General features: G+C 67.3%; 12 protein-coding genes. 5 read left to right on the plus strand and 7 right to left on the minus strand.

From position 1 onward, the window contains the following. The first annotated feature begins 133 nt into the window (after nt 1-133). The gene (locus tag AB0I15_RS43345) at nt 134-850 is read left to right on the plus strand and encodes a hypothetical protein (RefSeq protein WP_358109823.1); all 717 of its coding nucleotides are present in this window, start codon (nt 134-136) and stop codon (nt 848-850) included. Nucleotides 851-2,707: 1,857 nt separating this feature from the next. Here the strand turns inward: AB0I15_RS43345 and AB0I15_RS43350 are convergent. Next, a complete protein-coding gene (locus AB0I15_RS43350; protein WP_358109826.1) occupies nt 2,708-3,586 on the minus strand; it encodes a hypothetical protein in 879 nt (292 codons plus the stop codon). Nucleotides 3,587-3,861: 275 nt separating this feature from the next. Between AB0I15_RS43350 and AB0I15_RS43355 the strand changes: the two genes are divergently transcribed. Next, nucleotides 3,862-4,254 (plus strand): hypothetical protein, encoded by a 393-nt coding sequence (locus tag AB0I15_RS43355; RefSeq protein ID WP_358109828.1) that lies wholly within the window; start codon nt 3,862-3,864, stop codon nt 4,252-4,254. Nucleotides 4,255-4,312: 58 nt separating this feature from the next. Here AB0I15_RS43355 and AB0I15_RS43360 read toward each other — a convergent pair whose 3' ends face one another. Next, complete coding sequence (locus AB0I15_RS43360; RefSeq protein WP_358109831.1) at nt 4,313-5,413, minus strand: BTAD domain-containing putative transcriptional regulator; 1,101 nt, start codon at nt 5,411-5,413, stop codon at nt 4,313-4,315. A 925-nt stretch (nt 5,414-6,338) separates the two neighbouring features. On the opposite strand from AB0I15_RS43360, the gene AB0I15_RS43365 reads away from it, so the two are divergent. From AB0I15_RS43365 to AB0I15_RS43375, 3 genes are all read left to right on the plus strand, one after another. Further along, nucleotides 6,339-7,340 carry a LuxR C-terminal-related transcriptional regulator gene (locus AB0I15_RS43365; RefSeq protein ID WP_358109834.1) on the plus strand — a complete coding sequence of 334 codons (1,002 nt, stop codon included), beginning with the start codon at nt 6,339-6,341 and terminating at the stop codon, nt 7,338-7,340. Nucleotides 7,341-7,357: 17 nt separating this feature from the next. Beyond that, the gene (locus tag AB0I15_RS43370; RefSeq protein WP_358109837.1) at nt 7,358-9,190 is read left to right on the plus strand and encodes a S9 family peptidase; all 1,833 of its coding nucleotides are present in this window, start codon (nt 7,358-7,360) and stop codon (nt 9,188-9,190) included. A 1,178-nt stretch (nt 9,191-10,368) separates the two neighbouring features. Beyond that, entirely contained in the window at nt 10,369-10,929 is a 561-nt protein-coding gene (locus tag AB0I15_RS43375; RefSeq protein ID WP_358109840.1) for an NUDIX domain-containing protein, read from the plus strand. 121 nt (nt 10,930-11,050) lie between these two features. Here AB0I15_RS43375 and AB0I15_RS43380 read toward each other — a convergent pair whose 3' ends face one another. From AB0I15_RS43380 to AB0I15_RS43400, 5 genes are read right to left on the minus strand one after another with little or no spacing between them, the layout of a single operon-like run. Continuing rightward, nucleotides 11,051-11,692 carry a disulfide bond formation protein DsbA gene (locus tag AB0I15_RS43380; protein ID WP_358109912.1) on the minus strand — a complete coding sequence of 214 codons (642 nt, stop codon included), beginning with the start codon at nt 11,690-11,692 and terminating at the stop codon, nt 11,051-11,053. A 55-nt stretch (nt 11,693-11,747) separates the two neighbouring features. Continuing rightward, nucleotides 11,748-12,473 (minus strand): 3'-5' exonuclease, encoded by a 726-nt coding sequence (locus AB0I15_RS43385; protein WP_358109843.1) that lies wholly within the window; start codon nt 12,471-12,473, stop codon nt 11,748-11,750. Between the two features lie 26 nt (nt 12,474-12,499). After that, entirely contained in the window at nt 12,500-13,468 is a 969-nt protein-coding gene (locus AB0I15_RS43390; protein WP_358109846.1) for a phosphoribosylaminoimidazolesuccinocarboxamide synthase, read from the minus strand. Next, nucleotides 13,465-14,133: an HAD family phosphatase gene (locus AB0I15_RS43395; protein ID WP_358109849.1), complete on the minus strand. Its 669-nt coding sequence runs from the start codon at nt 14,131-14,133 to the stop codon at nt 13,465-13,467. Before AB0I15_RS43395 ends, AB0I15_RS43390 begins: the two co-directional genes overlap by 4 nt. Further along, nucleotides 14,130-14,900 (minus strand): thymidylate kinase, encoded by a 771-nt coding sequence (locus AB0I15_RS43400; RefSeq protein ID WP_358109852.1) that lies wholly within the window; start codon nt 14,898-14,900, stop codon nt 14,130-14,132. Before AB0I15_RS43400 ends, AB0I15_RS43395 begins: the two co-directional genes overlap by 4 nt. Between the last annotated feature and the right edge of the window lies 1 nt (nt 14,901).

The raw sequence follows: 14,901 nt of genomic DNA on the forward strand, positions 1-14,901 counted from the left end.
CGCGAAAGAAACTGCGGGGTTAATGCGCATCGCGGTTGACAACATGGCTGGATCGAGCGTCCATGGAATGAGGCGGTAAACACCGCCGGTCACGGCACCGGAATAACACGCCGGGGAAATCGAAAGGCACCGCATGACACACGCCAACACCACCACCGCCCGCCGTATCGTCAGCCCCCGGCACGCCCGCGCGCTCATCGACCACGGCCCCGGATGGGCGATCATGTGGGACGACCGCGACGTTCAACCCGTCATCGTCCGCCCCGAACGCGGCGACGACGGCAGGCTCCTCGAAATCTGCACCTACGAGGAGCTGTTCACCCTGGGAGGCTTTTGCGACCCCGGCGAAGACGCCCACGCCTGCCAGGCATGCACGCCGAGGGCACAGCCCGACTTCGACGTGATCGCCGCCCACCTGACCGACACCCTCGGCGACGTCTACCTCGACCGCGCCGACATCGCCGCGTGCATGCCCCTGACGCTGCCCTACACCCGCGCCCTCGCCGAACACGGACTGAACCGCAGGTTTCAGGGCGTACGGCGCGCTCATCTGTTCGATCAGCTTTACCGCTCACCTGATGGCCACCTCATCGAGCTGACCATCCCCCTGCCCACCACATCCGATCATGTCCCCGCGTCCACGCTCACGATCGAGTGGGCCTACCTGTGCACCCACTCCGCCGCCCCCGGCAATCCCGGCCCGGACCCCGTCGCCCCGGCCGACACCCCGCCCGCCGACATCGCCGCAATGATCGCCACCCACCTCGCCATCCACCCACCCGCATCCACCACGGACAGCATGGTCAGCACGGACAGCGCTGACATGCCCGGCACGCCCATCCCCGCCTGACCGGGCCAACGGGGAAGGGAACGGCCCCGGCACCGCCCCTACGGCGGTACCGGGGCCGCGTGTTCCCCCCGGGCCGGTCAGCCCGCGTCAGCGAACCCGTACCCCGTGGCGTCATCCAACGCCGCCAACCCCAGACAATCCCATCCGCACGGTTCCCCCGGCCCCGCATCACATCCCTCACACGCCCGCGACGGGTCAGCCGGACGGAAGACGTCGATCACGCCGCCGGGTAGATCCGCCGTGCCCGCCACGTACCGGGCCGGGTTCAGCACCACATCCGTCGACCGGATGTCAGCCGCCGCAACCGCCATGAACTCGCCGTCGAATTCGCCCCCACCATGCGCCATTTTCTTTCACCTTTCGCCTTTTTCCCGCTAACATTCTTATTTTATCTCGATAACGCCGCCACCTATAGCGCGCGGGACTTTTCTAGCGGCTATTAAGGTAAAGTTTTCCGGGAGGCTTCCCGGCGCCACGCGGGACGCCTCCCCGGACGCCGCACGGGCCCCGGCCGGGCCGCCCCACCGCACATCAGCCATCACGCGACCACCCCAGACGAAGACACTGCTCGCCGCTCAGGCCGAGGTCAGCGCGGGAGCCGGCCACGCGCCAGGCCACGGGCCGGCCGGATGCTGCTGGCCAGCAGCAGAGGGAACAGGAGAGGGAAGAGGTAAAAGAGGGAGACAAACCAACGGGTAGCGCCGTCAGGCCACGAGAACACACGCTCACACATATTCAAAGGACTCGTCCTTAGACGAGTCGGGCCGCCCACCGCACTGTCCGAAACCGGGAAGACCTGCGAAAACAACACCTGTGCGGGGTAGCGGCCTTAATCGCGGGAGGGAACGCCACCCCTATTTCCGGTACGGAGATCTACCCCCATCCGACACGCCTCCGCCGCCGCCGCCCATACCCCGATAGCCCACGCGGGACCCGAGGTTGACGCAGCCACCTCCCCAGCCCCGGGGGTGGTTCGCCTCGCCTCCGACGCGAGGCGAGCCCACCCAGGTCCGCCCGCCCAGCACCCCCTCCCCGCCGGACGGGCGGAGGGGTATCAACGCCCACCTGCACCCCAGGTGTCAAGCCCGCACCCCCGCCCGTCACACCCGACGCCCATCACCGCTCAGGCGGCAACGGCAGCGGCCACCACCGCTGCGGCAGGCTTGGAGCGGACCCGCCGATGACGCGGCCTGGCCCCGCCAGCAGGAAGCCGGTCGCGGCCCGCCCGTCTGTCGCCTTCCCCGGCCCGCGTTTCCAGCCGGGAGCGGTCCCGCCGCCTACCCCACGACCACCACGACCACCCGTACGGCCACCACCCCACCCGCGCCCCGTCAGCGGCAGCAACCGCCCACGTGCCCGTCCCCGACCGTTCAGCGGTCAACGCCCCCGGCAGCGGCGCAACCGCCGCCACAGTGCCGCTCAACCCCGTACCGGCACCCCCACACACCCCACCACTACCGGTGTCAGTCGTCCACGCCGAGCCCGATGACGGCGACCCGCTCACCCCCGCCCAGCCCACACCAGGCCCCGCCACCAACAGCTCGGCCAACCTCGGCAGCACCGGGCCGAGCTCTGACACACCGCCCTCGACCAGACCCAGCACAGCCATTCCGGACCTCGATGACGGCCCGGTCACGTTCGGCCCGGTCACATTCGGCTCTGGAGGGATGGAGGGCAGGGCCTGACGGAGTTCCTGCGGCCCAGCCGCGCTGATCACCACCTGCTTGCCCCGCATCGCGAGCCACCGATACCCCACTACCAGGAAGGCCCAATCCGGCCAGTCCCGGCGCAGCCCGGCCACTGCCTGCCGTGCCCACGGCTCCTGACCGAACGCGGACGCCTGGCCCGCCCTCTGCCTCACCACCTCTCCCGCACGCACACGGAAGGGTCCAGGCCAACAACCGCCTCCCCCCTGCCGGAGCCCGGTCTATCCACTGAAACCGGAAGACCACCCACCAGGCCACCCGGCTCTTCACCGCAGACCCCCTCACAGCCCACTGGCGACAAGCCGCTACCGGCGACGACACGTCCCGCTTCCTCGGCGACCCCACCGGAGCCCACCGGCATCGGCTCGCGCGAACCGCCCGGTTCTGGCTCTCCCGCACCAGCAGTGGCCGCAGTGGACGATGCGGCCACTGCCGGTGCGGGCGCCGCTGGTGCGGGCGCCGGAACCGGCTCCCCGGACAGGGCCAGCTCGACCCACACCGCATGCCCGGTACTCGCATCACCCGCAGCCCCAAATCGGACCGCCAGCTCAGCCACCCCGGCCAGCCCTCGCCCGTGCTCGGCCAGCCCCAGCAGCGAACCCGGCCTCTGAGAGAAGTCCGGAACCGAACCCCCGCCCAGGTCATACACCACGATCCGGGCCACGCCCGCCCCGCGCAGCACCTCCACCACGAAGAACCCCTGCGCCCGTCCCGAACACGAATGACCCGAACATGAGTGGTACAGCGCGTTGGCGACCAGCTCGGCCGTCACCCACTCCGCGTCCTGCCTCCGGCCGGTGTCCGCCAGCAACTGGCCCACCAGACGACGCGCCGGAGCCGACTGATCCGCCCGCCCCGGAAACGCCTGCCGCCAGGCCATCCCACCCCACACCGGCCGAGAGCCGAAGGTCGACATCACCAGTCCCGGCGCCAGATCCGGGAACTCCTCCCCACGCGGCTGCCCGTGCGTACGCGGTGCGAGCAGGCGACTCGACTCGCTCGAAAGTGTGTACTGCGTGCGGTTGTCCATGCTGGCCGTCCCTTTCCGGTCCCGCCCCGGCCCGTCCGGGAGCGGCCAGCACCATCGCCCACCTCGCCGCCCCAATCACACCCCCAACCGCAACCCCATGCCCACCCCGCCCCCGACCTGTGGCCATGCCGCGAACCACCCACCAACGGTCCCCATGACCGCCCGGACGATCACCCCACATGGAGACTGGAGCCCCTCCCCAGAGCCCGCCTACCGTCCCCGCACCACACGCACCCATGGCGGTCCGCGCGCCATAGGAAAGGGGATGTCAACGCATGTCCGGAACCGGATACCAGACACTGCTCGACTGCCGCCGTCGCAGCCGATACCTGCGCCAGCACGGCTTCAGCATCGACCAGATCGCCGTCATCCTCGCCCTCGACCACCCCGCCACACCGCTACGCCTCTACCGCCACGCCGCCGGACTCACCGCCGCCCAGGTAGTCACCGCCTTCCACCACCTCTCTGACACCACCGGCGCGGGACTGCGCGAATCCCGCCTCTACGAGCATGAAAACTGGCCCGAGACAGGCCGGCGCCCCTCCCTCTACACCCTGCGCCTCCTGGCCCGCATCTACGGCACCCAACCTTCCCACCTGCTCACCCCCGCCATGCTGGCCACCTACACCCCGCGCGACCAGCAGGCGCTACACCGAACAGTTGGATAAGTCCCCTGTCAGAGCAGGAGCTCCCCGACGCCCGCTTCTCGCCAGCAGGATCGACGGGCTAACGCACGAATCGCTCATACACCTGCCGCGCCTGCGGACTCGGCACCGCGTCAATCTCCGCCAGCCGCTCCCGCAGCAGCTCGAACGAGCGCCGTACCGCAGGCAGGCGCCCTAGTTCGCCTTGAACCGACATCAGCAGACACCACAACGTCTCGCTGTACGGATCGATGCACTCGACCGCCAACCGCAGCACGTCCACCGCCCGCCCTGGATCATCGGCCCGCACCAGCTCGGCCATCCGCTCAGCGGCATCCGCCGCCTGCCGCTGAGCGGCCTGCCGCAACGGGAGCACCCACAGATCATCGCGCCCAGCCAGCAGCGGCCCCCGGTACAGGGCCAGCACCTCATGCAACGCCGCCACCCGCACAGCGTCCTCGACCGCGATCGAGGCCAGCTTGCACGCGTCCTCGAACCGCCAGAAGTCCGCATCGAACGCTGCCGCCGGCAGCAGTCGCCGCTCCCCGGACTTCAGCACGAACCGTATGCCAGACGCACAACCCACCGCCTGCCGCATCGCCCGGTTGATCTCCCGCACGGCCGAATCCAACCGGCGCCCGCCAACCTCCCCCGGCCACAGCGTCTCGGCAATCCCCTCCGCCGAAACTCCGTCCCGCGACACCGCAAGCAGCGCCAACAACTCCCGGGCCTCGGCACGACCGAAACAGACCTCGGCCCCGCCATACGACAGCCGCGGCACCCCCAGCACCTCGACCTTCGCCTTACCCGCCGCCGCTACGAAACCCGATCCCAGCCTGGCCAAAACGCTTGATACGAGGGGCACCTCAGCCTCCGTTTCCGCCTCTGAAACCGCCGAGCGAAAGCCGGGCTGGTCAGGCTGGGACGGAGTCGCCGCCATATGCTCACCGCGGTCGCGCTTGGCAACCGACTCCGCCATCCCGCAGGTGACCGTAGGCGCCTGCACCTCAGCGAATGACAGGACAACCGCCGAGGATGCTTCGATTTCCTCACCGTTGCGACCATCGATACCGCGTGGACAAGCAGCACCGCCAAACAGACCCGCAGCAAACGAGCTCGCGCCCGCCTGCGCCGACCAGGGCCGGAGCCGACCGATAAGCGCAGTGGTCAGGACCATGAGCATGAGCCCGAATGCCAGCGCGCCACTCAGCGGACCCATCGCCTCAGACCGAGACTGCGACCGCGGTCTCACCGCATCGACCAGAGCGGGCGCAGAGGAACCCGCTGTGGGCACAGGAAACGGTGTCGAGGTCGATGCCAAGGGCGTTTCCGATGGAGCTGGTGATGGGGGGACCGTCTTGGACGATGGCTGCCTACCGTCCTTGTGTGGGTGTTGCTGACGGTGGCCCCTTGTCTGACGATCTCGGTTCAAAACCCGAGCCCGGCCAGTTTCTCCGCTGCTCTGAACAGGCGGTCGCGGTTCGGGATCCCGCCTGCGAACTTGGGCTGGGTCGGCTTTAGGCTGCTTTATCGTCGAAATCACATCGCGTGGCTTCGACACCTTCTGCGGTTCAGAAGTAAGCGTGGTATATGCCGGATTGCGCTGCGACCGCGCCAGATACTTCAGGAGATCCGAAAGGGCCGGCATTCGACCTTCCACCAGGTCGCCATACACCAACGCACACACCTTCTTGATGTCGTACACCTGCTGTGGTACCTGACCCACGGCAGGACAGTAAGGCCTCGCATTGACCGCACTGGCTGGTGAATTCGCGGCCCACACCACCGACGCCGCAACCACTGCGCCCAGCTTCTTCACCACATCTCCTACGAGCTGCCGCCGCATAGTGCCTCCCTGCCGCTCATGAGCCTTCGCACTGATCAGACCGTGCGCGGCCCTTCGACAGGGGTGGTGAAACCCTCCACGCCACCTACTGACCGAGGCGACGGCGTCCAGGGCGGCGAGAACCCCCATGACAGCGGGCTCTCCGGCGCAGAGCACGCGATGGTGAGAAGTCACCATCGCGCGGAACCACCCATCACCCGACACGGCAAGAAGGACCGTCACGGAGAGCCTCGGCACCATTACTCTCTGATCGGAGGTGGCGGTGGACGGACAGGATCAGGTCAAAGCGCAGCGCCTATTGGAAGGCGTCGTCCCGGATGAGATTTTCGTGTCGTACTCCATACTGCTCACGGAGGGCGGCTGCCCAGAGGACGACGCCGCGTCCCTGCTGGGAAGCAAGGAGCACGTCACGGAGCTTACGGCTCGCGGGATGGCGCATCGCCGGCCGGACGGCCCCGCGATGCCGCCACGCCTTGTGCCCGCTCCCCCAGAACTCGCGTTGCAGGGCGTCCTGACGGATCTCTCACGCCGTCTCGTCAGTGATCAGGAGCGGCTGCTGGCAGGACACAAGCGACTGAGCGAGTTCCACCAGACGCCGACCGCGGCATCCTCAAACTCGGCCATGGACCGGCTTGTGCACATCGTCACCGACCGAGACGAAATCAGTTCCCTGTCCTACGCACTGATCAACGCCGCGCGGCACGACTGGCTCACGCTGGACAACTACGTCCTGGAGGCGCCCGTCGAGGACTCCACCGGGTACGTACCGCTACCGGTCTTCGAGGGCCAGGTGCAATGCCGGGCGATCTATGAGACCCGCTGCGCAGAGCATCCGATCGGCGCCAAGACGATCGAGGCTGCGGTCGAAGCCGGGGAACAGGCGCGGCTACTGCCTCGCATCGGGATGAAGATGAAGCTCGCAGACGAGACAGTCGCGCTTGTTCCCCTGACACCGACAGGCATGGGAGGGGCGCTGCTTGTACGCTCCCCCGTCATCGTCGGAGCGCTACGGGAGTACTTCGAGCTGCTCTGGGAGAAGGCCATCCCGTTCGGCAGCGCGAAGGCCGCCGCCCCGCTCACGCCCGGGCAGTTGCAGGTGCTCAAGCTGCTCAACCAGGGACTATCCGACGAGGCGATCGCCCGGCGGATGGACATCAGCGTCAACACCATGCGCAGACACTGGACCGCCATCCGCGATGAACTCGGCGTGGAAACCCGCTTCGCCGCCGGAGCCGCAGCAGTACGCCGCAGCTGGATCGACTGAACCCGAAAGGTCTTGCCATGCCCGAATACCTGGACTTTGTTCCCCAGCAACGATTCCAGCCCACCCTCGCGTTGTCCCCGGACGGCCAGCTAGTCGCCTATTCCAGCCACGTCTCCGGGCACTACGACCTGTGGGTGGTTCCCGTCGCCGGTGGCGAGCCGCGCCGCGTGGCGGGCTTCGACGATCGCACTGTCCGCCAGATCGCCTGGACACCCTGCGGCAAGCGGCTGGTCTTCACCGCCGACGAGAACGGAGACGAGCAGTTCCGCCTCTACCTCGTCGCCTTGGATGGCAGCGGCCTGACCGAGGTCAGCTCCGGTCCGGACTGTCAGCGTGTCCTGGCCACCTCGCCGTTCGACCCGACCGGCCGCTTCCTGGCCTACACCGCCAACGACCGCGACCCCGCTGCCCAGGACCTCATCGTCCACGACCTGGAGACCGGCGAACTTCGCCGCTTCACGCCCCCTGAAGGGGTCGCCTTCGAGGCCGTCAGCCTCTCCCCCGACGGCCGCTGGCTGCTGGCGACCGGGTTCCGCTCCAACACCGACATAGCCGTCTACCTCACCGACCTGAGCGACCCGGACGCCAATCCGGTCTGCCTAACGTCCGCCCTGGGCGAGGGTGTCTTCGAACCCGGAGTCTGGGCGCCAGACTCCAGCGGCTTCCACCTGCTCACCGACCACTGGAGCGAGTTCACAGCCGCCGCCTTCTACAACCTCGCAGCCCGTTCCCTGCAGCCCATCGCGCGCCCGAACTGGGACGTCGAGGTCCTCGACGCCGCCGCCGGAGTCCGCATCTGGTCCGTCAACGAAGGCGGCAGCTCCCGCCTGCACGCCGACCGCGATGACAGCCCCATCCCGCTGCCCGACATCCTGCCCGGCGTCATCTCCGCGCTGTCCCTGGCCCCCGACGCCTCCTTCGCCGTCATCCTGATCAACTCTGCAGCGAGGCCGGCGGAAATAGCGGTCGTGGACCTGGCCCGCCACGAGTTCCGCTACCTCACCGACACCCGCCCCCCGGCCCTGCACGTCATCGACCCCGTCGCCCCCGAGCTGATCACCTACCCGGCCCGCGACGGACGCGACGTCCACGCCCTGCTCTACCGCCCGGACGGCCCCGGCCCGCACCCGGTCCTGCTGTTCATCCACGGCGGCCCGGAATCCCAGGAACGCCCCATCTACGCCCGCTCCGGCCTCTACCAGCATCTCCTCCACCAGGGCATCGCCATCCTGGCCCCCAACTTCGCCGGCTCCACCGGCTACGGCACCGCCCACCAAAAGCTCATCTACTGCGACTGGGGCGGCATCGACCTCGACGACCTGGACCACGCCGTCCAATACCTTCACACCCTCGACTGGACCGACCAGAACCGCCTGGCCGTCATGGGATCCTCCTACGGCGGCTTCGCCGCTCTGTCCTGCCTGGCCCGCCTCCCCTACCCCTGGGCCGCGGGCGTCTCCATGTGCGGTCCGAGCAACCTGCTCACGCTGGCGAAGGCCTCCCCTCCCACCTGGAAAACCTTCGTCGCCACCGTCCTCGGTGACCCCGACACCCGCGCCGAACACCTCCTGCAGCGCAGCCCCGTCACCCACGCCGACAACATCACCGCTCCCCTGTTCGTTCTTCAGGGAGCCCATGACCCACGCGTTCCCCAGGCCGAATCCGACCAGATCGTCGCCCGGCTGCGCGAACGCGGCGTCCAGATCCGCTACGACATCTATCCCGACGAGGGCCACGGCTTCACCAACCGCGCCAACGAGCTGACCGCCTACGAAGCCATCAGCGCGTTCCTCCACACCCATTTGATCGCTACCACCGCCGACCGCCCCGAACCGCTTCAGGTGGGCTGAAAGTCCCACCGAAACAGGGCCTCACCCGCAAGAGGGGACCGCCTGACGCGTACTTTCTGCCGACCCAGGATGCGGCCCCAACGCGACGTCGGGGTCATCCGGTAGACCGCATGGAATATCACTCCCATGACTCGTCCACGCAAGATCCAACAAGCAGCGCATCCGAAAGGTCGCGGTTACGCTACGCACCGTAACGATCAGGAATATCGGGGAGCCGAGGATGCCCGTACAGGTTGAACGACCGCGTGGACGAGCCCGCACCCGAACTCTGCTGACGGTGGGCGGAGCCGCCGCGGCCATAGCTGCCGCGATAGCTCTCGGCAGTGCTGGAGTGTTCGGTAGCCGGCCGGACTCTTCACCTCATACCGTGGACACTCTGGCAGGCGTGCCCGCCGACCATGTCCCTGCCTCTGGCCTTATGCAGCGCGGGTCCAACGTCCCATCCGACGACACCAGATCCTCGCACCGGAAAATCGCAGAAGCAGACGAGGTCAGCGGCGGTGCCAAAGGTGTCAACGCGGCCAGGAACCGAACGCACGTCGATGAGCCGCATGCGCTCCACGAGCTCCCGCAGCGACCTGCGCTGGCCGCCCCTGCTGCCAACCATCGCCCTTCCCGACCGGAGCCTCGGCCGAAGCGTGCTGCGAGCCACCCCCACCACGAGCACCCGACGCCGCCCGGACGCGGCACGATGCCATCGCTGTTGGAGATGCAGTGCGACGAGATGTTCCCCGCTCACAAGCAGGAGTTTCGGGTGCGCAACATCGCGTGCCATAGTCTCCTAGGTTCCTGAACACTGCCGCGTCCGAGTACCGAACAGTGCTCCGGGTTGTCCCGGGTGGCTGATGAGTTTTCGGTGTTGCCGAGCGGAGCCTGTGACGGTTGTGTCACGCTGCAGGTTCGGATGGTCGAGCGCAGCCACTCCACAGAGGGGTGGTCACAGCGACCAGCGCAGGAGGGAAGACGTCCTGATCGAGGTGACGGCGCTCCTTCTGCGCCGCACCGAGCTGCAGCCAGCGCTGGTGCGGCGATCGCCTGGACGGATCTTCGCCGCTCGGCAATGCGAACGCCCTCGTACACGACGTGCCCCAAGGAGCTGACTGTGCCAATGCTCGTTGCTCACATCCGAGCAATCGGTCACTGCGAACTCTGCTCTCGTGCTGGCTTGGGGGTGCCCCGTGGCGATCAGTGACGCGGACATTTCAAGCGCGCTGTCTGCCTACCTCGGGCGTTACCCGGACGAGGCCTCGCTGCTATCTGAGCCGGTGCAGCTGCTGTCGCAAGGTGGGGACTTCTCCTCCCGGCGGAATTTCCAGATGCATGTGACTGTCGGCGCGCTACTGGTCCGTGGCGACAAGATTCTGCTGGTTGAGCACCTCTCGTACGGGATCGTGTTGCAGCCCGGTGGCCACCTCGAACCGACCGATACCACGTTGATCGACGCGGCAGTGCGCGAGTTGACGGAGGAGACCGGTGTCGATCCTGGCCAGGTTTTCCCCTCGTCCGAATCGCAGACCCCTGTCTACGTCGAGTACGGCAGGGTCCCGGCCCGACCGGAGAAAGACGAACCGGATCACTACCACCTCGACATCGGCTATTCCTTCGTGACGGATGCGGACGCAGGGCGCATCCAAGAGTCCGAGGTGAAAGGTGCCGCCTGGTACCCGCTTGCCGTGGCTGAGCGCCTTGTCGGTCACCGTATGGCGCGAGCGGTCAGCGTATCGGCCCGGACCAGCTGAGCAGCCTGTCGAACGTCTCCGGGCGGTAGCCACGCCGGTCGAGGCTTCGCCGTCGGCGTTCGGCACCTTGTCGAGCCGAACACGAGGGCTTCGACGGGCGCAGCCTAGCTGTGGGGGTCACTCACTCGAAGGATGGTTTGACCGTCCGGTCCCGGCTCCGTTTCAGCTCGAAGAAGCCGTCGGTGCTGGCGACCATGACGAGGCCGTCCCAGAGTCGACCCGCAGCCTCACCACGAGGGGTCGGTGTGACCACGGGGCCGAACAGGAACGTGCTGGCGATCCGGAGAACGGGTGTCCCGACATCGAGTCCGACCTCGTTGAACGCCTCATGGTGTGAGTCCCTGATGAGCTGATCGAACTGCGTGCTGGCAGCGGCTTCAGCCAGCGACTCGGGTAGGCCCGCCTCTGAAAGGGCTTCGCTAATCACCGTGGGATCGTCGCGACGTCTTTGGTTGTGCAGCCGGGTGCCGATAGCGGTGTACAGCGGCCCAAGGACGCCGCGACCTCCGTACTCAGCGGCTGCCGCGCAGACCCGCACCGGACCCCATGCCTTCGTCATCAGGTCCCCATAGTCCTTGCTGAGTCCCTTGCCTTCGCGCTGAACGAGGTTCAGGTAGGCCAGCGACATGATCCGCCAATCGGCACGCACCGGCCGGATCTGCTCAACCTCCAGAAGCCAGCGGGAGGTGATCCATGCCCACGGGCACAGCGGATCGAACCAGAACGGAACCGCCTCGCGATCCGGCTGTCCTGTGGTCATCATGATGAGCACCGTCCTGTCTCCGACCGGTTTCGCATGTGCCATCTCCCATCGGAAGTTAGATGTCGAACAATCCGCCTTGGGCAGGCAGGTTGCACTTGGCCGTGCGTCCCGCGATCTTCACCAGAGCGGCGAGGTCGCTGAGCTGACCATCCTCGTCCGCGGCGCTGACGAGCCGGAGGAACACCTGCGCGGTGACATCGACATCGGCGGCTGCCCTGTGGCGATCCGCCGGCTGCTTGATGGAGAAGTGCGCCAGCAGCGTGTCGAGTTTGTGGTTCGGCAGGCCCGGGATGAGGTGCTTGGCGAACGGGATCGTGTCCAGAAAGTCAAGGTGGGCCAGCGCTGGGCAGTGTGCGCGCTGGTTGTAGATGAGGTTGGCCTCGGTGGCGGCGTGCTGAGCCACCAGCAGGTACTGCCTGCCCGCAGCGAACCGACGATCCAGTGCGCTCAGCACCTCGGCCGGACCAGGAGCCTGCCCGACCTGCTCGGGGGCCAAGCCGGTTTGGGCCGTCACAGCCGGTGTCACGGGGGCGAACGCGGGCGGCCGGATGAGGGAGGCACTCTTGCCGACCATCGTCCACGCCCCCTTCTCGTAGCGGAGGGCGAGAACGGCGACCTCGATGGGTTGGGCTGGGTAGCCCTTGGGGGTCGTCGCCTCAAAGTCGATCACTACGAATGTCGTCGCCAGGAAGGCGGGGTCTTCCGTCAAACCGCCCATATGTCCACCGTTCTCGCGGATGCCGTGGCGTCGCCAGCCTGTCCCCGCCACGTTGAAGAGCATGGCCGGGGGCCAGCCGTCATGTGCCGTCATTGACCGATGACGCGGGCAACGGCCTGCGTGGCGGCCTGTAGGTTCGGCGCATTCCAACGGCGCTCGCCCGTCCATGCCTCACTCAGGGACCGGTACAGGTCTGACATCACTGGCAGGAACTCGGGTGGGAGTGGTGTCGGCTGCGGCCACTGGCTCCTGGGAACGCCGTCGGCGATCAACCTGTTTACCGGTATTTCGAGCCCGTTGTTCACGTACCAGTTCCGCAGGACCTGCTTGCCGCAGTGCATTCCATAAGCCATCAGGCGACTTTCGTCCGGTGTCCCAGGACTGTCGGCCAGCACGATGCGCGCATCGCTCGACAGCAGGTATTCGACCTTGCCGTCAGCGTGACTCAGTCCGAGCTTGTGTGCGTGCTCGGTCAGCACCTTGTTGACCTTGACGGTGGTGTCGCGCATGGTTCGGAACTGTTCGTCGCTCAGGTCGGCGAGGCGCTGGGCTTCGGACCCGCCGATGAACCGGTTGACGTCTTCAAGCATCGTCGCGTACTCGATGAGTGGATGCTTCAGCGTCTCGCCGACTGCGGGGATACCGCAGAGCCCGATCTCGGCCGGTGTCAGTGCGCCGGCTGCGAGGCGGCGGTGAACGGAGCTCCCTTGCGGGAGTTCGTTGCGGAAGAGGACCTGTACGGGAATGAGGTAGTTCCCCTCGCCCAGAGTGAGCGGCCCGGCGTCTGGGTGCGGGACACGCGCGAAGTCGAACTCGATCCGATTCGGCGGGATCACCCGGCGGAAATGGGTTGCCACGCCTGCCGCCTCCAACATCATGAAATTGAAGGCGGCCATGTGGCAGATCGCCTCGCCCTTCCCGGGGATCTGGTCGGGCATCGGACCGAAGTGGAACACCGTGTAATTGTCCGTGTACTCGAAGCGCCCGACTCCTTTCCTCGATGTCGTAGGAGGTTCGATGACCTCAAGGTTCTTCGTGGAGTGGAGGACGGGCATCATTGCTCTCCTGGTGCGACGTCTACTGTGGGGGCCAGGTGGCCGTCCATCAGCGTGATCACGTGCATGCCGGCGGCGCGGGCGGAGATGACGCCGTCGGGAGCGTCGTCGACGGCAAGGCAGCGGTCCGGCGGGACGCCGAGGCGTCGGGCAGCCGCGAGGTACAGGTCAGGGGCAGGCTTGCCGAGAGTGATGTCTTCTCGCGTGACGACGGCCGCGAACTCCCGCCTCAGGCCCAGAGCGTCGATCCCGGGGTGGACGAGGACTCGGCTGGCGCCCGAAGCGACAGCGCAGGGCAGCGCCATACGGCGTGCGGTCTGAAGGAGCGAGACGACGCACCCTATGGGACCGATGTCGTTCACGGTGGCCAGCAGGTTGGTGCGACTGTGTCGAATGACCTCGTCGTATGACACCTCTTGGCCGCCAGGTAGCGCGGCCAGAAGGTCGTGGATGGACAGGCCGATGTGTCGGACATACCAGTCGTGATCCAGGTCGAGGCCGTGTGGCTGCAGCGCCGCTCGCAGCGCCTGTTCATGGCTGGGCGTCGTGTCGGCGAGGGTTCCGTCGAAGTCGAGGATCAGGGCCGCGATGCCGTCGGGGATCGCGGGCGCGCAGTTCCTCTCCGCAGCCGGGCCCGGACACGTCGCGAGAAGGGTCGTCTCGTTCATGCCGGTCCGGATCCGGCGCGGTGACCACAGCACATGCAGCGGGCTCTTGGGCCCTGCCACGGCTCGCGCATGCAGCCCAAGCCGGTTCCCGTGTCGTTGACCCACACTCGGATCAACTCAGCAGCCTCGTGTTCGTCGACGCTGCGCCGATCGACGACCCGGTAGCGTGTCGGATCAGTGGCGGCGAGCCGCTCGTAGAGAGCACATGCCTCGCGCATGAACGTGGCCTGCTCCGGCGTGAAGACACACCGGTCGCGCCGTTGCGCGCGCACAGCAGCCTCGTGAGCGTTGTCGGTAACGAGGATGGTCAGGTCGGGGAGCGGCCGATAGGAGGACGCGAACTCCCGCAGGGCGGCTGCCATCACAAGGGCAGCGTCCGGGTCGTCGGGATGCAGTTGCAGAGCCTGGCACACCGCCGTGGTGTCGACGCTGCGGCCCTCGATGACGGCATGCCCGCTGGACAGTTCGGGCATGAGGCTGTCCAGGTCATGTCGCTTGATGGCCAGCAGGAGCAGGGCCTCGGCCATGGGAGTGCCCCCGCGCAGGAACGGGTCCCCTCCGCTGGCCTCGCGCAGAGCACAGAGCAGGGCCTTGCCCAGTCCCCGGCGCTCATCCGTCCGCTGGGAGAACGCCTCCAGCATGAGCGGCTGATTATCGAGGGCTTCTACGGCGCGACTGGTCAGATACGTCTTGCCGACTCCCGTGATGCCCTCGACGGAGATCAGCGGGCCGCGGGTGCAGGAATGAACTACGGGTGTGATCGTCATG

The sequence above is a fragment of the Nonomuraea sp. NPDC050643 genome (assembly GCF_040654715.1).
Classification (GTDB): domain Bacteria; phylum Actinomycetota; class Actinomycetes; order Streptosporangiales; family Streptosporangiaceae; genus Nonomuraea.